Consider the following 16,826-nt stretch of genomic DNA (forward strand, 5'->3'; position numbering starts at 1 on the left):
GGAAGCCAATGAAGGCCCTCTACAAAGCCGGCGCCCGCGCCGGGTTTGAACTGACAGACCGCCCGGAACCCGAGGCCGGACCCGGCGAGGTCAAGATCCGCGTGTTCACCACCGGCATCTGCGGCACGGACCTGCACATCCAGTCCTGGGACGCCTGGGCGCAGGGCATCATCGAGGCCCCGCTGATCGCCGGCCACGAGTTCTACGGCGAGGTGGTGGCTACCGGCGAGGACGTGCGCTACGTCAAGGTGGGCGACCGGGTTTCCGGCGAAGGCCACATCGTCTGCGGGATCTGCCGCAACTGCCGCGCGGGCCGCCGGCAGATGTGCATTCACACGGTCAGCGTGGGCGTGCAGCGGGACGGGGCGTTTGCCGAATACGTAGTCATTCCGGAGACGAATGTCTGGGTGCACCAGGACCCGTCCGTCACGCCCGAGCTTGGCGCCATCTTCGACCCCTTCGGCAACGCGGTGCACACCGCCCTGAGTTTCCCGCTGGTGGGGGAGGACGTGCTAATCACCGGTGCCGGGCCGATCGGCCTCATGGCCATCGCCGTGGCCCGCCACGCCGGCGCCCGCAAGATCGCCATCACCGACGTCTCGGCCCCGCGGCTGGAGCTGGCCCGGCAGCTCGGCGTGGACCTGGCCATTGACGTCTCCAAGACGCGGGTCCGGGAAGCGCAGCGGGAGCTGGGCATGCGCGAGGGCTTCGACATCGGACTGGAGATGTCCGGCCACCCCACGGCACTGCCGGAGATGATCGACAACATGAACCACGGCGGCCGCATCGCCATGCTGGGCCTTCCCAGCCAGTCCATCGACATCGACTGGGGCAAGGTGGTCACGCACATGCTGACCTTGAAGGGCATCTACGGCCGCGAGATGTTCGAGACCTGGTACGCCATGAGCGCCATGCTGTCCTCCAGCCCCGCGGTGCACGCCAGCATCTCCGCCGTGGTCACTGACGTGCTGCCGGCCAGCCAGTGGGAGAAGGGCTTCGAAATCGCGAAGGCTGGCGTCGGCGGCAAAGTGGTGCTCGACTGGTCGGAAATCTGACCCGCAACCTGGCCCGAAAATCCGGCCCCCTGCCCTTCCACACCTTTCTGACAGTTTCCCAGCCGAGGAGAACCCGCCATGTACTCAGCCATCAAGAACCAGCTCCGTGCCGAGCTCGACGACATCCGTACCGCAGGCCTCTACAAGACCGAGCGCCACATCGACTCCGCCCAGGCCAGCCACATCACCGCCGGACAGATCGGTGAATCAGGCTCGCCCGTCCTGAACTTCTGCGCCAACAACTACCTGGGCCTGGCCGACCACCCCGAGATCATCGCGGCGGCCAAGTCCGCCATGGACGAGCGCGGCTTCGGCATGGCCAGCGTCCGGTTTATCTGCGGCACCCAGGACCTCCACCTCGAACTCGAAGCCAGGGTCTCAAAGTTCCTGGGCACGGAGGACACCATCCTGTTCTCCAGCTGCTTCGACGCGAACGGCGGCGTTTTCGAGTCGCTCTTCGGCCCGGAGGACGCCATCATCTCCGACGCCCTGAATCACGCCTCGATCATCGACGGCATCCGGCTCTGCAAGGCGCAGCGGTTCCGTTACGCCAACCAGGACATGGCTGACCTGGAGGCGAAGCTGGTGGAAGCGAAGGACGCCCGGCGGAAGATCATCGTCACCGACGGCGTCTTCTCCATGGACGGCTACCTTGCCCCGCTGGAGGCCATCTGCGACCTCGCCGAGAAGCACGACGCCCTGGTGATGGTGGACGACTCCCACGCCGTCGGGTTCATGGGAGCCACCGGAGCCGGGACCCCGGAGCACGCCGGTGTCTCCCACCGGGTGGACATCTTCACGGGCACCTTCGGGAAGGCGCTGGGCGGCGCCTCGGGCGGCTACGTGTCCGGCCGCGGCGAAGTGGTGGCCATGCTCCGGCAGAAGGCCCGCCCCTACCTCTTCTCAAACTCCCTCGCGCCCGCCATCGTGGCAGCCACTATCAAGGCCCTGGAGCTCGTGCAGACCTCCGGCGAGCTGCGGGCCAGGCTGTTCCGCAACGCGGAGCTGTTCCGCCGCCGGATGACGGAGGAAGACTTCGAACTGCTCGACGGCGAGCACGCCATCGTGCCGGTCATGTTCGGCGACGCCGTCCTGGCAACGAAGGTGGCCGACCAGATGCTCCAGCACGGCGTCTACGTCACCGCCTTCAGCTTCCCCGTGGTGCCACGCGGCGCCGCACGGATCCGCGTCCAGCTGTCCGCCGCGCACAGCGCTGACGACGTCGAAACCTGCGTCCAGGCGTTCGTCAAGAGCAGGGACGCCGTGGCTGCGTAGGCTCCGGTCACCTGTAAAGTCCGGCCATCTGTAAAGATGGAGCCCATGGCATCAACGTATGACGTAGTCATTGTGGGCGGCGGGATTGCCGGGCTGTCCCTGGCCTCCGCGCTGGCCGGCAAATGCACCGTGGCCCTCGTGGAGGCGGAGCAGCAGCTGGCGTACCACACCTCGTCGCGCTCGGCCCGGCAGCTCATCCCCAGCTACGGTCCGCCGGTGGTGCAGGAACTCACCGTCCGCACGCTCGAACTGATTGCGGCGGAGGATGCCCAGCGTCCTGAGCCCGTGCTCTCCCCGCGGAGCTTCCTGCTGATCGGGGACGAAGAGACGGTGCGGGCCGAGGCCAGCGGTCAAATGCGGCGGGTCAGCCACGGGGAAGCGCTGGGGCTGTGCCCGGCACTGAAGCCTGAGTCCTTCTCCGCCGCCGGCCTGGACACCGGGTCCTTCGGCTGCGACGCTCCGGTGCTCCTGGAGAGGCACCGGGCGCGCGCCGAGGCAGCCGGCGTGGACATCATCACCGGCGCCCGGGTCCACTCAGCGCAGCGGCTGGGATCCGGCTGGGAGGTCGGCGCCGGGCAGGAAGGCTTCTCCGCCGGCGTTCTGGTCAACGCGGCCGGCGCCTGGGCGGACGAGCTGGCGGTGCTGAGCGGCGTCGAAAAGATCGGTCTGCAGCCGTACCGCCGCACGGCGGCGATTGTCGGCGTCGATCATCCCCTGCCCGAAGGCAGCCCCATGGTGGCCGCCGCCGACGACTCCTTCTACTTCCGCAGGGAAGGCAGCGACGTGCTGATCTCGCCGTCGGAACATGTGGCCAGCCCGGCGGAGGACGCCCGTCCCCGTCCCGGGGACGTTGAGCGGCTCATCTCCCGGCTCAACACGCTGACGACGCTGGGAATCGGCCCCGTCCGGACGGCCTGGACCGGCCTGCGCACCGAAGCGGCCGACGGCGTACCGGTGGTGGGGTTCGACGCCGAGGCCCGCGGCTTCTTCTGGCTCGCCGGCCAGGGCGGCTATGGTTTCCAGACGTCGTCCGGCATCGCGGAACTGGCCGCGGCACAGATTCTGGCGGGGCAGGGTGCCGGGCAGGATGTCGGCGCCGGTCCGGTATCCCGGACGGCGGATGCGCTGCCTGCGACGCGCTGGTCCATCCGGCGCTGAAGAATGGATCCATGAGTAGCCTGATCACCAACATTGCCGAACTGATGACCCAGGACGCGGAGCACCGCGTCCTCAAGGACGCGGCAGTGGTGATCGAGGGCGAACGGATCTCGTGGATCGGCCAGGCATCCGCCGCCCCGGCGGCCGACGACGCCGTGGACGCGGGCGGCCGGGCCGTGCTGCCCGGCTGGGTGGACTCCCACACGCACCTCATTTTCTCGGGCGACAGGACAGCGGAGTTCGAGGCCCGGATGGCAGGGGAGGAATACAGCGCCGGCGGCATCGCCGTCACCACTGACGCCACCCGGAACACCGGCGACTACGACCTCACGCGGCTGGCCCAGGGCCGCATCGCCGAAGCCGTGTCGCAGGGCACGACGTACCTGGAGACGAAAACCGGCTACGGCCTGGACGTCGAGCAGGAGGCCAGGTGTGCACGGATCGCCTCGACGGTGGCGGACGAGGTCACCTACCTGGGCGCCCACCTGGTGCCGGCCGGGGTTGATGCGGATGAGTACACCAAACTTGTCTGCGGCCCGATGCTGGACGCGGTCCGCCCCTACGTGACATGGGCCGACGTGTTCTGCGAACGGGGCGCCTTTTCGGCGGAGCAGTCCCGTGCCGTGCTGCAGGCGTGCCGCGACGCCGGGCTGGGACTGCGGGTGCACGGCAACCAGCTGGGGCACGGCCCCGGCGTCCGCCTCGCGGTGGAGTTCGGCGCGGCGAGCGTGGACCACGTCAACTATCTTTCGGAGCAGGACATCGCAGACCTCGCCGCCAGCTGGTCCGGCTGGGATGCCGCCGCGGGAACGGGCGGGCGGGGAACGGTGGCCACCTGCCTGCCGGCCTGCGACCTCTCCACCCGCCAGCCGCTGGCCCCCAGCCGGCAGCTCCTGGACGCCGGCGTGCCTGTGGCGCTCGCGTCCAACTGCAACCCCGGCACGTCCTACACGAGCTCCATGGCGTTCTGCGTCACCACCGCCGTTCTCCAGATGGGACTGAGTGTCCATGAGGCCGTCCGGGCGGCGACCTACGGCGGCGCCCTGGCGCTGCAGCGCCAGTCCGGTAACGACGTCGACGGCGAACGCGCCGTGGGTTCCCTCGCCGTCGGACACCGGGCGGACCTGCACGTCCTCAACGCCCCGTCCGCCACCCACCTCGCCTACCGCCCCGGCATGCCGCTGACCCACGCGGTTTGGCGTGCAGGGGTGCGGGCAAGATAGTGTCGGGCGGTGCCATTACCCGCCGGCGGTGACGCAAGATGCTCGTTCGGGGTCTGATACAATCACAAAGCGTCATTTCTTTGTGACGTTTTTGGATCTTGAAAGGCCCTGCATGACACGCACCGACCGACTGACGGCCATCCTTGATCTCCTTGCCGAGGCCGGCCAGGTAGAAGTCGAGGAAATCGTCACCCGGCTCGGCGTGTCACCGGCCACCGCCCGGCGGGACCTTGACAGCCTGGCCAAGCGGCGGCTGCTGACCCGGACCCGCGGCGGCGCCACCACCGGCGCTCTGGCCTACGACCTTCCCGGCAGGTACAACCGGGACGACCATGCCGTGGCCAAGCAGGAGATCGCCCTGGCCGCCTCGGCGCTCATCACCCCGGGCATGGTCATCGGCCTGTGCGGCGGCACCACGAGCACCGCCCTCGCACAGATCCTGGCCACCCGCGAGGACCTCAACTCGCCGTCGAACCAGCCCACCCTGACCGTGGTCACCAACGCCATCAACATCGCCTCGCAGCTGGCCGTCCGGCCCAACATCAAGGTGATGGTGACCGGCGGCATCCTCAACACGCGGTCCTATGAGCTCGTGGGCCCGTACACGGACATCATCATGCAGAAGGTGGTGCTGGACATCGCCTTCATCGGGGTCAACGGCGTCGACCCCGAGGTAGGGCCCACCAACACCGGCGAGGCCGAGGCAACGGTCAACGCCCTGCTGGCCAGCCGCGCCAGCGAGTCCTACGTCATCGCAGACTCGTCGAAGGTGGGCCGCCGGGCGTTCGCCACCATGGACGGCTACAACTTCACCCGGCTCATCACAGACTCGGGCATTTCCGCGGCAGACAAGGCCGCGTTCGAAGCCCGCGGCACCGAAGTGCTCGTGGCCGGCGCCTAGAAAAGAAGACGGCTCAGAAGATCACCGGCGGGGCGTCCAGCACGGTTTCGTCCACCCTCCGGTCCACCCACTGCGTGAACGGTGTGTCGAGGTCGTACTTGCCCAGACGGTTGCGGACCAGCATGCGGACCTCGGCGTTTTCGGGGTTGTTCAGCGACTCGAAATACTCCACGGACCAGTGGAACCAGCGCATGCAGAACAGGCGCATGGTCAGCCCGTGCGTGACCAGCAGGGCGTTGGGGGAGTAGTCCGGCTTGGACCAGTGCCGGTACAGGGTTTCCATGAACGAGGAGATCCGGTCGTACACGTCGGAGCCGGACTCGCCCTCACGGAAGCGGTAAAAGAAGTGGCCGTAGGCGTTGCGGAGTTCCTTCTGGTCCTCGATGTCGCCGGAAATCTGGAAGTTGGCCCAGTCCTGTTCGCGCAGCCGCGGTTCCTCGATCACCCGCTCGGTCAGCGGGCCCAGGTTCAGTGCCTCGAGGGTTTGGTGGGCGCGCAGGTACGGTGAGACGTAGACGCTCACCTGCCGGCCGTCCAGCTCGCGCCGGATGCGTTCCCCGGCGGCCTTTGCCTGTTCCAGTCCGAGCTCCGTCAGCGGAATCCGGTAGTCGGGCACCCTGTTGTAGATGGAGGTATCCGCGTTGGCCGCCGACTGGCCGTGCCGGATCATGATGATTTTCCCGGGAGCGCTCATAGTTCCCCAGCATAGGGTCAGCCCGCGGCCGGACAGGAACGGACTGGCTGACAGGAAAGTACCAGCCGGTGCAGGCAAGATAGGAACATGTTGGTTCCTTCCCGCCGTCGGCTGCGGTTCGAAGTCTGGATTGTCCTCGGGCTGTCGCTCGGCCAGTCCGCCGTCTACTCCGTGGTGCAGCTGCTGGACAAAATGACCCGGGCACCGCTGGCACAGGGGACGTCCACGCTGAACAGGTCGCAAAGCACGCGCGAGTACTTCGACCTCACCTACCAGTTGCTGGACATCATCTTCGCCCTGGTGCCGGTCCTGCTGGTGATCTACTTTCTGACAGACCAGCGCCAGGCGAAGCCCGGGGCCGGGCACGACGCCGGCTCCGCGTTCCGGAAGCTGGGATTCAACTTTGCCCGGCCGGGCAAGGACCTGCTGCAGGGGCTCGGGCTGGCCGCCCTGATCGGCGTCCCGTCGCTGGGCCTATATGCCGCCGGACGTGCCCTGGGCATTACGACGGCGATCATCCCGAGCGGCCTGGACGCCTACTGGTGGACCGTGCCCGTGCTGATCCTGTCTGCCCTGCGCCATGCGGTCGTGGAGGAAGTCATTGTGGTGGGCTATCTCCTGGACCGGTTCGGCAAGTTCGGCTGGTCCATGCCCCTGGCGATCTTCGTGTCCTCAATGCTTCGCGGCAGCTACCACCTGTACCAGGGGTTCGGGCCCTTCATAGGAAACGCCATCATGGGCGTGGTCTTCGCCTGGATCTACACCGGGACCCGCCGGGTGATGCCGCTCGTTATCGCGCACGCCCTGCTGGACACCGTCGCGTTCGTCGGGTTCAGCCTCTTCGGCAAAGCGGTCGGCCTGGGCTAGGTCACCCGGGCTGGGATCATCCATCCGGCACGGCCGATGTGCGGGGCCAGCGACACCCCTTAAAAGTGATTCGGCCGCCATCGGCGGGTGACGTCATTGGCACCCGCTGATGGCGGCCGGAGTGAAGGGCGGAAAGTGCGTCAGATGGTGACGGCGCCCGCTGCGGTTTCGAACGTGACCGAGAGGATGCCCGGCGTTCCGTGCGGGGCGACCCAGTTCACGGCGACGTCCTCCAGCGGCCTTTCGACGGGCTCGCCGAGCCACTCGGTCACGCGCTCGGCAGAGCCCGCGATCGTGAGGCTGGACATCTTCACATTGCTGTCATAGGCGTTGGATGGGTGCAGTTCCGCATCACCCTCCCACTTCAGCATGTAGGGGACCTGCGGGTCCGCGATCAGGCCCAGGATGCCGATCTGCTTCCAGACAAGCTCCCGGCCGTCGGGGAACTTGCGGTTGCCGTTGACCGCGGAGCGGCCCAGGCGTTCCTCGAAGGGGGCCAGGTCGTCAACTTCGACGCACCAGCCCATCCAGCCGCCGCCCGCCGCGGACCGGGCCCGGACGGCCTGGCCGAACGGTGCCTTGTCCGACGCCGGGTGGTCAAGGACCTCAACGACCTCAAGGTACTTGTGTCCGGCCAGGGGGATAATCATGTTCCGGGTCCCAAACCGGGGGTGCACCCCACCCTTTACGGCTTCGACGCCGAGGGCAGAGGAGATACGTTCGGTGGTGGCCGCCAGGCCATCGTGTTCACAGGCGTAAGAGACGTGATCCATGCGCATGCCCTCATCTTGGCACTTTGTGACGGGGCTCTCAGCTAAGGGTCGCCTAACCCTGCGAAAAGTCCATACTTTGACGAAGTTCTTCACAAAGATGTGCGCGTAATAGTCCCGTTCCCACACGGATAGCAGGTCATGCGTGCCAGCGAAGCAAGCCACGAAGCGCTGGCCGGGAAACCTCCAGGCGCGGCGGCAAAGCGCTTCGTGGAAATGCACTGAAATCGGCGCGTGAGGGGCCGGGGGTCACACAGCCGTCACATTCTTAGCGCAGATGTCCGCCTGTTTCGTAAACTGGGCAACAGGTCATGAGTGCCAGCGACAGCCCCGGCTTGCTGGCCGGCAACCCTCCTTCCGCGGTGGGGTGCCCCGGGTGAAGACCTGGCCTGCCGGACAGCTGCCGGCGGGCAAGCGCGTAGAAGAGGTTTACCTGTGACGATTTCTGTCAGCACCGACGTACCCGCCGGCAAGGCTCCGCATGGCTCGGCCCTGAGTGGTGCGGCCGGGAGCGGCACTGTCCCAGACGGCCGCTTTTCCGAAGGCACTGTCCAGCACCTCAACATCGGCAGCCTGGAACTCGAAGCCGGGGGATTCCTGCCGGACGTGACCTTGGCCTATGAAACCTGGGGAACGCTGAACGAGGACGGCTCCAACGCCATCCTCGTTCAGCACGCCCTCACCGGGGACACGCACGTGACCCGGGGCGGCGCGGGGACTGAAGAGGGCTGGTGGGAACAGCTCGCCGGGCCCGGTGCGCCGGCGGATACCGACAGGTTCTTCGTCATTTCCATCAACATCCTGGGCGGCTGTTACGGGTCAACCGGGCCGTCGTCGACCGCTCCGGACGGCAAGCCCTGGGGTTCACGCTTTCCGCTGGTGACGCTGAGGGACTCCACCGTGGCCGAGGCGCGGCTGGCTGACCGGCTCGGCATCCGCAGCTGGCATGCCGTGGTGGGCGGCTCCATGGGCGGGGCACGCGCCCTCGAGTGGGCAGTGACTTTCCCGGAGCGGGTGCGCCGCTGCGGTGTCATCGCCGTCGGCGCCCGGAGCACGGCGGAACAGATCGCGTTCGCGCAGGCTCAAACGCTTGCCATCCGGCAGGACCGCCATTTCAACGGCGGTGACTACTACGGCGGACCGGAACCGGCGGACGGCCTGGCTCTCGCACGGCGGATTGCACACATCACCTACCGGTCTGCCTACGAACTCGATTTCCGGTTCGGCAGGAACGCCCAGGCCGCTGAAGAGCCGCTGCAGGCCGACGCCCTGGCGGGGCGCGGCCGTTACCAGGTGGAGAGCTACCTCGACCACCAGGGCAACAAGCTGGTCCGGCGCTTCGACGCCAACAGCTACATCGCCCTAACAGAAGCGCTCATGAGCCACGACGTCACCCGCGGGCGGGGAACGCTCAGGGAGGCCCTCGCCCGGACCACCGCCGACTTCTTTGTTGCCGCCGTGGAGTCGGACCGGCTGTACTTTCCCGCCCAGTCGCTGGAACTTGCGGAGTCCCTGCCCGGAAACGTGGATGTCCACATGATCGATTCGCCGATCGGCCACGACGGCTTCCTCACGGAGATCGGCCAGTTGAACGCGCAGCTGAGGGCACACCTCCTCGACTGACCCCAGCTGACCCCAGGCCCGGTCCATGCGGCCGGAGCCAGTCGTATCGTGCCAACGTTAATGCCATAAATGTGCATTAATGCAGATGCGCCCTGCACTATTTGACGTTGAGCTTGCTTCATTGGCAGACCATACTCGTTGAATCCGGCGTTCGTGGTGCGCATCACACCCCCTTCGCCATCGACCGGTCCCCGTGGCGTCGAGGAAGACGCCGAAGGAGTTTGCAATGAGTACGGAAAGCTCCGCCGCAAGGCGTGTAGAGGAAACCGACGTCAAGGCCTCAGGCCTCAAGAAAGTTGTCACGGCGTCCATGGCCGGCACCGTCGTGGAGTGGTATGAGTTCTTCCTCTACGCCTCGGCAGCCACCCTGGTCTTCGGCAAGGCCTTCTTCCCCAACGCCGGCACCGAGCTGGACGGCATCATCGCCGCCTTCCTCACCTACGCCGTAGGCTTTATTGCCCGCCCGATCGGCGGCATCGTCTTCGGCCACTTCGGCGATAAGTTCGGCCGCAAGCAGCTGCTGCAGCTGAGCATCATCCTGGTGGGTGTCTCCACCTTCCTGATGGGCTGCCTGCCGACGTTCCAGCAGATCGGTTACTGGGCGCCAGCGCTCCTGGTGTTCCTGCGGTTCGCGCAGGGCTTCGCCGTCGGCGGTGAATGGGGCGGTGCGGTTCTCCTCGTCGCAGAGCACAGCCCGAGCAAGTCCCGCGGGTTCTGGGCCAGCTGGCCGCAGTCGGCCGTGCCCATGGGCAACCTGCTCGCCACGGCCGTGCTGTTCATCCTGTCCTCGACGCTGACCCAGGACGCCTTCCTCGGCTGGGGCTGGCGCGTGGCGTTCTGGCTCTCCGCGGTGATCGTTGTGATCGGCTACTACATCCGCACCAAGGTCAACGACGCCCCGATCTTCCTCGAAGCCCGCAAAGAGGTCGAGGCCGGGCACAAGGGCTACGGCGTTGCCGAGGTCTTCAAGCGTTACCCGCGCGGCGTCTTCACCGCCATGGGCCTGCGCTTCGCCGAGAACATCCTCTACTACCTCGTGGTGACTTTCTCCATTACGTACCTCAAGACCGTGGTCCAGGCCGACACCACGCGGATCCTGCTGCTCCTGCTGTTCGCCCACGCCGTGCACTTCGTCGCCGTTCCGCTCGTCGGCAAGCTTTCGGACCGCTTCGGCCGCAAGCCCGTCTACATGGCAGGCGCAATCCTGGGCGCCACCTGGGGCTTCTTCGCCTTCCCGATGATGGACACCAAGAACGACGTGATCATCCTGGCTTCCATCATGATCGGCCTGCTGTTCCACGCGCTCATGTACGCCGGCCAGCCCGCGATCATGGCGGAAATGTTCCCCACCCGGATGCGCTACTCAGGCGTCTCCCTGGGCTACCAGGTGACCTCCATCGTGGCCGGTTCGCTGGCCCCGATCATCGCCGCCTCGCTCCTTTCCACCTACAAGTCCTCCGTTCCGGTAGCCATCTACCTGCTCATCGCCTGCGCCATCACCGCCGTCGCCGTGTTCTTCCTGAAGGAGACCCGCGGCGTCTCGCTCCACGACGTGGACGCGGCCGACGCCCAGGGCACGGCCGACCTGCTCGCGGCAGGCAAGAAGTAAACAGGCCCGCAGCCTCAAACTACGAGCATTCAGCATCTGCCCGGACCGCATGCACGCGGTCCGGGCAGATGCCCGTTTCACCGACACCAAGGATTTCCATGAAAGCTGCAGTCCTCTACTCGACCGTCGCCAAGACCGATACCGCGCCGCAGAAGCCCAGCTACAAGGACGCACGGCCCCTGGTGGTGCAGGAGCTGGAGCGGCCGGAACCGCGCGCCGGTGAGCTGGGCGTTGCCATCACCTACTCCAGCCTGTGCCATTCCGATCTTTCCGTGGTGGACGGTTCACGGGTCCGGCCCCTTCCCATGGCGCTGGGCCATGAGGCGGTGGGCCGCGTCGTGTCCGTCGGCGCCGGCGTCTCCGACGTGTCGGTGGATGACCACGTGGTGCTGGTTTTCGTCCCGAGCTGCGGGGACTGCCGCGCGTGCCGCGCCGGCCGTCCTGCGCTCTGCCACCGGGCGGCGGAGGTCAACGGCTCCGGCGACCTGCTGCACGGCGAGGCCCTGCTGCGGACGCCGTCGGGGGAGCGGATCAACCACCACCTGGGCGTCTCGGCCTTCGCCGACTACGCCGTGGTGGCCCGGGAATCGGTGGTGGTGATTGACGACGACGTCCCGGACACCGTGGCGGCGATGTTTGGTTGCGCTGTGCTCACCGGAATGGGATCGGTGCTGAATACGGCCGCTGTGACGGCCGGCCAGTCGGTGGCCGTCTTCGGGCTCGGTGCGGTGGGCCTTTCCGCTGTCATGGCCGCCTCCCTCGCGGGGGCCGGCAGTGTGATCGCCATCGATCCAAATCCCGGCAAGCACCAGCTAGCCCTCGATTGCGGTGCCACAGCCGTAGGCACGCCTGACGACGCGGCCAGTCTCATCACGGACGCCGCCGGCGACGGCGTCGACGTCGCCATCGAAGCCGTTGGCTCGGCCGGCGTGATCGCCGCGTGCCTCGGGCACGTGACGCGGGGCGGCGCAGTGGTTTCTGTAGGCCTGCCCCATCCGTCGGCCGAGCTGACGGTGCCCGCCCTGCAGTTTGCCGGAGCCGGCAAACGTCTCCTCGGCTCCTACATGGGCGACGCCGTTCCCGGACGCGATATCCCGCTCTACCTGGGTTACTGGCGCGAGGGCAGGTTGCCGGTGGAGCTGCTGCACACCGACACCAGGCCGCTCACCGAGATCAACGAGGGGCTTGATGCACTGGCGTCGGGGCAGGTGGTACGGCGCCTGTTCCAGGCCTGACGGCAGCGTGCGGGTCTGCGCCGCATCAGCCCGCCAGCACCTCTGCCCGGGCCTTCACTTCGTCCTTGAGTGACGCGACGACGGCCTGCACCGCGGCCGAGCGGAGGGATTCCGGGCGTGCCACCGCCCAGATGGGGAGCTGGCGCTCGAAGTCGTCGGCGAGCACGGGAACGAAGTCCGGCTGCCCGGCCACCATGAAGTTCGGCAGCAGCCCGATGCCTGCGCCTTGCCGCACCGCCTCCACCTGAGCGAACACACTCGTGGCCTGGAAGCTGGAGGAGGGCATGGGCAGCTGCGAGGACCAGCGGTGACCCAGCTCCGCCACCTGGAGCGCAGACTCAACGTAAGAGACAAAGCCGTGCTGCCCGACGTCGTCGAGCGTTTCCGGCAGACCGTGCTCCGCGGCGTAGCCGGGGCTGGCGTAGAGGCGCAGGTAGTAGTTGCTCAGGAAGATGGTCTGGGCGTTGCTGACGTCGGTCCGGCCAACCACGATCTCCAGGTCCACGCCGGATCTGTTCTGGCTGACCTTCCGCGTGGCGCTCAGCATCTCGATGTTCAGCTGCGGGTTCTGCTGCTGCAGGCGGACCAGCGCGGGCGTGACGAACACGGCTCCGACACCGTCCGTCGTCGCCACGCGCACCAGCCCGGACAGGGCGCTCTGATCCTGGCTGATCAGGCCGGAGAGCGATCCGAGGGTGTTCTCGATGGCCTCCGCCGCCTCCACGGCGGCCGCGCCGAGCTGGGTCAGTTCCCAGCCGTGCGGGCTGCGTTCGAGAGTGCGCCCGCCAAGCTGCCTGTCCAGGGCGAGGATCCGGCGGGAGATGGTGGTGTGGGTGGTGCCCAGCGTTTCCGCCACCGCGTTGAACCTGCCCAGGCGCGCCACCGTCAGCAGGATCAGCAGGTCGTCCGGGCTCGGAAGCCGCCTCTGGTCCACGGCAAGCCTTTCATCCGTGTGCATCAGTGCACATACCGTCTGTAATTTTTCCCCTTGATTGCACTCTAGCAGGGTGTGATGGTGGACACAGACCTTCCGGCCTCCGAGGCCGGATCCGAAGCAAAGGAGCTTGCGACATGGCAGTAATCGGCTGGATCGGCCTCGGCAACATGGGCGGTTTTATGTCCGCTAACCTTGCGAAGGCCGGGCACGATGTCCGCGGCTTCGACCTCAACACGGCGGCGCTCGCGGCCGCCGAGCAGGCCGGCGTCAAGCCTGCCGGCAGCATTGCCGAGGCCGTCGCCGGCGCTGACGTGGTGTTCACCATGCTGCCCAAGGGTGAGCACGCCCGCGCGGTCTACCTTGGCGAAGACGGCGTCCTCGCCCATGCCGACACCCGCACGCTGCTGGTGGACTCCTCCACCATCGACATTGCCTCCGCCCAGGACCTGCACGACGCCGCCGCTGCCGCCGGCTTCCGCTTTGTGGACGCCCCGGTGTCCGGGGGCATGAGCGGGGCCAAGGCCGGGACGCTGACCTTCATGGTGGGCGGCGAGGAGGGCGCCGTCGCAGACGCCACCGGCTACATCGGCCCGATGGCAGCCAACATCATCCCCACCGGCGGCGCCACCACCGGGCAGGCAGCCAAAATCTGCAACAACCTGATGCTCTTCATCAACCTGGCGTCCACCGCCGAGGGCGCCGTCCTGGCCGACCGGCTGGGCCTGGACAAGCAAGTCTTCTGGGACATCGCGTCCGTTTCCTCGGGCGACTCCTGGGCACTGCGGACCTGGTACCCGGTGCCCGGCGTGGTCCCTACCGCCGCCTCCAACAACGACTTTGCGCCCACCTTCACCACCGAACTGGCCAACAAGGACATCGGCCTTGCCATCAGCGCCGCCGAGGACACCGGCACGCCGCTCGAGATCGGCAAGCACGTCCAGCAGTTGTTCCAGCAGCTCATCGACGCTGGCGAAGCGGGCAAGGACTGCTCCATGATCATCAAGCTCGCCGACGGCTCGCTGAACTCCGCCAAATAGCCCTGTCCCCACATCTTCCCCCAACTCTGAAACACGAAAAGAGACGTTCCTTGGAAACGATTCCGCATTTCATCAACGGCAGCCGTGTCAGCGACGCCGAACGCTTCGGCCCCGTCTTCAACCCCGCCACCGGCGAGCAGGAGAAGCAGGTGGCGCTGGCCTCGGCGTCGCGGACCGAGGAGGCCATCGCGGCCGCCCGGGCCGCGCTGCCCGCGTGGCGGGCCACCAGCCTGGCCAAGCGCACCAACATCTTCTTCCGCGTGCGTGAGATCCTGAACCAGCGCAAGCCCGAGCTCGCGGCGATTCTCACGAGCGAGCACGGCAAGGTCCTCTCCGACGCTGCGGGTGAAATTTCCCGCGGCCTGGAAAACATCGAGTTCGCCACCGGCCTGTCCCACATGCTCAAGGGTGAGCGCTCCGAGCAGGTTTCCAGCGGCATCGACGTCCACTCCGTGCGCCAGCCGGTGGGCGTCGTGGCCTGCATTACCCCGTTCAACTTCCCGGCCATGGTCCCGCTGTGGATGATCGGCAGCGCTCTGGCCTGCGGCAACACCGTGCTGCTGAAGCCCAGCGAGAAGGATCCGTCGGCCGCCATCTTCATCGCCGAGGCTTTTGCCGAAGCGGGGCTGCCCGCCGGCGTGCTGAACGTGGTCCAGGGGGACAAGGAAGCCGTTGACGTCCTGCTCGAGCACCCCGACGTGAAAGCCGTGAGCTTCGTCGGCTCCACGCCCATCGCGCAGTCGATCTACAAGCGGGCGGCCGACCACGGCAAGCGGGTCCAGGCCCTGGGCGGCGCGAAGAACCACATGGTGGTGCTGCCCGACGCCGACCTGGACATGGCGGCCGACGCTGCGGTTTCCGCGGCCTACGGTTCGGCGGGCGAACGCTGCATGGCCGTCAGCGTCCTGGTGGCGGTGGGCAACATCGCCGACGACCTGGTGCAGGCGATCTCCAGCCGGATGGCTGGCCTCCAGATCGGCCCGGGAACCGACCCGGCCTCCCAGATGGGTCCGCTGATTACCGCGGAGCACCGGGACCGCGTGGCCTCCTACGTGGCGGGAGCGGAAAACGAAGGTGCCACCGTCGTCGTCGACGGGCGTTCGCAGCAGTTCGATTCGGACGGCTTCTTTATCGGGGTCAGCCTGGTGGACCACGTGAAGCCGGGCATGAAGGTGTACGACGACGAGATCTTCGGCCCGGTCCTGTCAGTCGTCCGCGTCGACACCTACAGCGACGCCGTCCGGCTGGTCAACGAGAACGAGTTCGGCAACGGCACGGCCATCTTCACGCGCGACGGCGGCGCCGCACGGCAGTTCGAGTTCGACGTCGATGCCGGCATGGTGGGCGTCAATGTGCCGATTCCGGTCCCGGTGGGCACCTTCTCATTCGGCGGCTGGAAGAACTCCCTGTTCGGCGACACCCACATGTACGGCCCGGACAGCATCCGGTTCTACACCCGGGGCAAGGTGGTCACCACGCGCTGGCCGGACCCGTCCACCTCGATCATTGACCTCGGCTTCCCGCAGATCGACTAAACTCGACTCTCGGTTTACATCAAACCTTGATTTGGGCCGGTCAAGACCGTCCCGGGCCTCAGCCCGCGTCCCGCAGCCACAAGCAGCGGCACGCGGGCTGTTCCTTTTCCCGTGCGAACGGCTTCCCGTGCGAACGGCCACCTGCGGCCCCAAACCGAGCGCCGCCGTCGTACGCCCTGCCCTAAATGGAGTTTTTGTCCAGATAATGGCCCAAAAACTCCAGCTCAGCGGGAGCTGTACCTCGGCCTAGCCGTTCATGATGTCGTTGCGCCGGGCCATGTACTCCTCCATGGAGAGCTGGCCTTCGCTGTACTGCTGGTCCAGTTCAGCCAGTTTCCGTGCACGGAACCCCTGCGGAGCCGACGGCGGCGGGGGAGTCGAAGGTGCCGGTCCAGTGGAAGGGGCCGGATTCTGCTGTGGCGGGTTGGCGCGGTATTCCGGGCTGTCCTCATAGGGAACCTGCCCCTGCTGCCACGACGGCGCACCGGCACCGCCGGGACCGGGCTGATTCAGGGGCGGAAGCTCTTCCCGGCCACCCCGCTGGGGGAATCCCAACCCGCCGCTGAAGTAGTCCTGCTGCGTGTAGCCGTCCCGAGGCCGGTTGTCCGGACGGCCCTGGAACGGGCCTCCGAACGGGCTGCCCGGCTGGTTGCCGAACTGGTCGGGTCCCTGATTGGGAAACTGGCCCGGGTACTGTCCGGGCAGGCCGGGCCCTTGGTTGCGCTGTTGGACTGACCTCCGGTACATCCGCATGCCCATGGGAATCAGGACGGCCAGAATGATGATCCAGAAAAATAAGTCGAACACGGTGAAGCCTCCCGGTGAGTGTCCATTCCAGCTTAGTCCTGTCAGGAAACGGGCCCGGCGTCCTTATGCCGAAAGCGCACGGCTGCACCGGAAGGCTGCG

At 67.1% G+C, this 16,826-nt stretch carries 15 protein-coding genes and 1 riboswitch; of the genes, 11 read left to right on the forward strand and 4 right to left on the reverse strand.

What is annotated here, in order from left to right; all coding sequences use genetic code 11:
• Positions 1-8: 8 nt before the first annotated feature.
• The 5 genes from tdh (at position 9) to G9E11_RS14475 (ending at position 5,612) form a co-directional block, all read left to right on the forward strand.
• Complete coding sequence (tdh, locus tag G9E11_RS14455; protein WP_190606841.1) at positions 9-1,055, forward strand: L-threonine 3-dehydrogenase; 1,047 nt, start codon at positions 9-11, stop codon at positions 1,053-1,055.
• A gap of 78 nt (positions 1,056-1,133) precedes the next feature.
• Positions 1,134-2,330 carry a glycine C-acetyltransferase gene (locus tag G9E11_RS14460; protein WP_190606843.1) on the forward strand — a complete coding sequence of 399 codons (1,197 nt, stop codon included), beginning with the start codon at positions 1,134-1,136 and terminating at the stop codon, positions 2,328-2,330.
• Between the two features lie 45 nt (positions 2,331-2,375).
• Positions 2,376-3,488 (forward strand): NAD(P)/FAD-dependent oxidoreductase, encoded by a 1,113-nt coding sequence (locus G9E11_RS14465; protein ID WP_190606845.1) that lies wholly within the window; start codon positions 2,376-2,378, stop codon positions 3,486-3,488.
• Between the two features lie 11 nt (positions 3,489-3,499).
• Positions 3,500-4,711 (forward strand): imidazolonepropionase, encoded by a 1,212-nt coding sequence (hutI, locus tag G9E11_RS14470; RefSeq protein ID WP_190606847.1) that lies wholly within the window; start codon positions 3,500-3,502, stop codon positions 4,709-4,711.
• A gap of 112 nt (positions 4,712-4,823) precedes the next feature.
• A complete protein-coding gene (locus tag G9E11_RS14475) occupies positions 4,824-5,612 on the forward strand; it encodes a DeoR/GlpR family DNA-binding transcription regulator (protein WP_190606849.1) in 789 nt (262 codons plus the stop codon).
• Positions 5,613-5,625: 13 nt separating this feature from the next.
• Here the strand turns inward: G9E11_RS14475 and G9E11_RS14480 are convergent, their stop codons facing one another.
• Positions 5,626-6,306, reverse strand: coding sequence for a histidine phosphatase family protein (locus G9E11_RS14480; protein WP_190606851.1), 681 nt, complete (start codon positions 6,304-6,306; stop codon positions 5,626-5,628).
• A gap of 87 nt (positions 6,307-6,393) precedes the next feature.
• On the opposite strand from G9E11_RS14480, the gene G9E11_RS14485 reads away from it, so the two are divergent.
• Positions 6,394-7,173: a CPBP family intramembrane glutamic endopeptidase gene (locus tag G9E11_RS14485; RefSeq protein ID WP_190606853.1), complete on the forward strand. Its 780-nt coding sequence runs from the start codon at positions 6,394-6,396 to the stop codon at positions 7,171-7,173.
• A gap of 140 nt (positions 7,174-7,313) precedes the next feature.
• Here the strand turns inward: G9E11_RS14485 and G9E11_RS14490 are convergent, their stop codons facing one another.
• Complete coding sequence (locus tag G9E11_RS14490) at positions 7,314-7,952, reverse strand: VOC family protein (RefSeq protein ID WP_102970773.1); 639 nt, start codon at positions 7,950-7,952, stop codon at positions 7,314-7,316.
• A 298-nt stretch (positions 7,953-8,250) separates the two neighbouring features.
• Positions 8,251-8,366: riboswitch (SAM riboswitch) on the forward strand.
• A 141-nt stretch (positions 8,367-8,507) separates the two neighbouring features.
• On the opposite strand from G9E11_RS14490, the gene metX reads away from it, so the two are divergent.
• From metX to G9E11_RS14505, 3 genes are all read left to right on the forward strand, one after another.
• Positions 8,508-9,566, forward strand: coding sequence for a homoserine O-acetyltransferase MetX (metX, locus tag G9E11_RS14495; protein ID WP_414635199.1), 1,059 nt, complete (start codon positions 8,508-8,510; stop codon positions 9,564-9,566).
• Between the two features lie 226 nt (positions 9,567-9,792).
• Entirely contained in the window at positions 9,793-11,175 is a 1,383-nt protein-coding gene (locus tag G9E11_RS14500) for an MFS transporter (protein ID WP_190606855.1), read from the forward strand.
• A 98-nt stretch (positions 11,176-11,273) separates the two neighbouring features.
• The gene (locus G9E11_RS14505; protein WP_190606857.1) at positions 11,274-12,410 is read left to right on the forward strand and encodes a zinc-binding dehydrogenase; all 1,137 of its coding nucleotides are present in this window, start codon (positions 11,274-11,276) and stop codon (positions 12,408-12,410) included.
• Between the two features lie 25 nt (positions 12,411-12,435).
• On the opposite strand, the gene G9E11_RS14510 is transcribed toward G9E11_RS14505, so the two are convergent.
• Positions 12,436-13,368 carry a LysR family transcriptional regulator gene (locus tag G9E11_RS14510; protein ID WP_190606859.1) on the reverse strand — a complete coding sequence of 311 codons (933 nt, stop codon included), beginning with the start codon at positions 13,366-13,368 and terminating at the stop codon, positions 12,436-12,438.
• A 113-nt stretch (positions 13,369-13,481) separates the two neighbouring features.
• Between G9E11_RS14510 and mmsB the strand changes: the two genes are divergently transcribed.
• Both mmsB and G9E11_RS14520 read left to right on the forward strand, forming a co-directional pair.
• On the forward strand, positions 13,482-14,384 hold the full coding sequence (mmsB, locus tag G9E11_RS14515) for a 3-hydroxyisobutyrate dehydrogenase (protein WP_190606862.1): 903 nt from the start codon (positions 13,482-13,484) through the stop codon (positions 14,382-14,384).
• A gap of 50 nt (positions 14,385-14,434) precedes the next feature.
• Positions 14,435-15,919, forward strand: a complete 1,485-nt coding sequence (locus G9E11_RS14520) for a CoA-acylating methylmalonate-semialdehyde dehydrogenase (protein ID WP_190606863.1) — start codon at positions 14,435-14,437, stop codon at positions 15,917-15,919.
• Positions 15,920-16,165: 246 nt separating this feature from the next.
• Here G9E11_RS14520 and G9E11_RS14525 read toward each other — a convergent pair whose 3' ends face one another.
• The gene (locus G9E11_RS14525; RefSeq protein WP_190606865.1) at positions 16,166-16,726 is read right to left on the reverse strand and encodes a hypothetical protein; all 561 of its coding nucleotides are present in this window, start codon (positions 16,724-16,726) and stop codon (positions 16,166-16,168) included.
• Positions 16,727-16,826: the final 100 nt, after the last annotated feature.

The sequence above is a fragment of the Arthrobacter ipis genome (genome assembly GCF_014694315.1).
GTDB classification, from domain to species: domain Bacteria; phylum Actinomycetota; class Actinomycetes; order Actinomycetales; family Micrococcaceae; genus Arthrobacter; species Arthrobacter ipis.

Excerpts from the sequence above, each read along its gene's own strand:
- G9E11_RS14485 (WP_190606853.1), top strand. The coding sequence starts at position 6,394 with ATGTTGGTTCCTTCCCGCCGTCGGCTGCGGTTCGAAGTCTGGATTGTC.
- hutI (WP_190606847.1), top strand. The coding sequence starts at position 3,500 with ATGAGTAGCCTGATCACCAACATTGCCGAACTGATGACCCAGGACGCG.
- G9E11_RS14465 (WP_190606845.1), top strand. The coding sequence starts at position 2,376 with ATGGCATCAACGTATGACGTAGTCATTGTGGGCGGCGGGATTGCCGGG.
- G9E11_RS14475 (WP_190606849.1), top strand. The coding sequence starts at position 4,824 with ATGACACGCACCGACCGACTGACGGCCATCCTTGATCTCCTTGCCGAG.
- G9E11_RS14480 (WP_190606851.1), bottom strand. The coding sequence starts at position 6,306 with ATGAGCGCTCCCGGGAAAATCATCATGATCCGGCACGGCCAGTCGGCG.
- G9E11_RS14510 (WP_190606859.1), bottom strand. The coding sequence starts at position 13,368 with ATGCACACGGATGAAAGGCTTGCCGTGGACCAGAGGCGGCTTCCGAGC.
- mmsB (WP_190606862.1), top strand. The coding sequence starts at position 13,482 with ATGGCAGTAATCGGCTGGATCGGCCTCGGCAACATGGGCGGTTTTATG.
- G9E11_RS14460 (WP_190606843.1), top strand. The coding sequence starts at position 1,134 with ATGTACTCAGCCATCAAGAACCAGCTCCGTGCCGAGCTCGACGACATC.
- tdh (WP_190606841.1), top strand. The coding sequence starts at position 9 with ATGAAGGCCCTCTACAAAGCCGGCGCCCGCGCCGGGTTTGAACTGACA.
- G9E11_RS14505 (WP_190606857.1), top strand. The coding sequence starts at position 11,274 with ATGAAAGCTGCAGTCCTCTACTCGACCGTCGCCAAGACCGATACCGCG.
- G9E11_RS14490 (WP_102970773.1), bottom strand. The coding sequence starts at position 7,952 with ATGCGCATGGATCACGTCTCTTACGCCTGTGAACACGATGGCCTGGCG.
- G9E11_RS14500 (WP_190606855.1), top strand. The coding sequence starts at position 9,793 with ATGAGTACGGAAAGCTCCGCCGCAAGGCGTGTAGAGGAAACCGACGTC.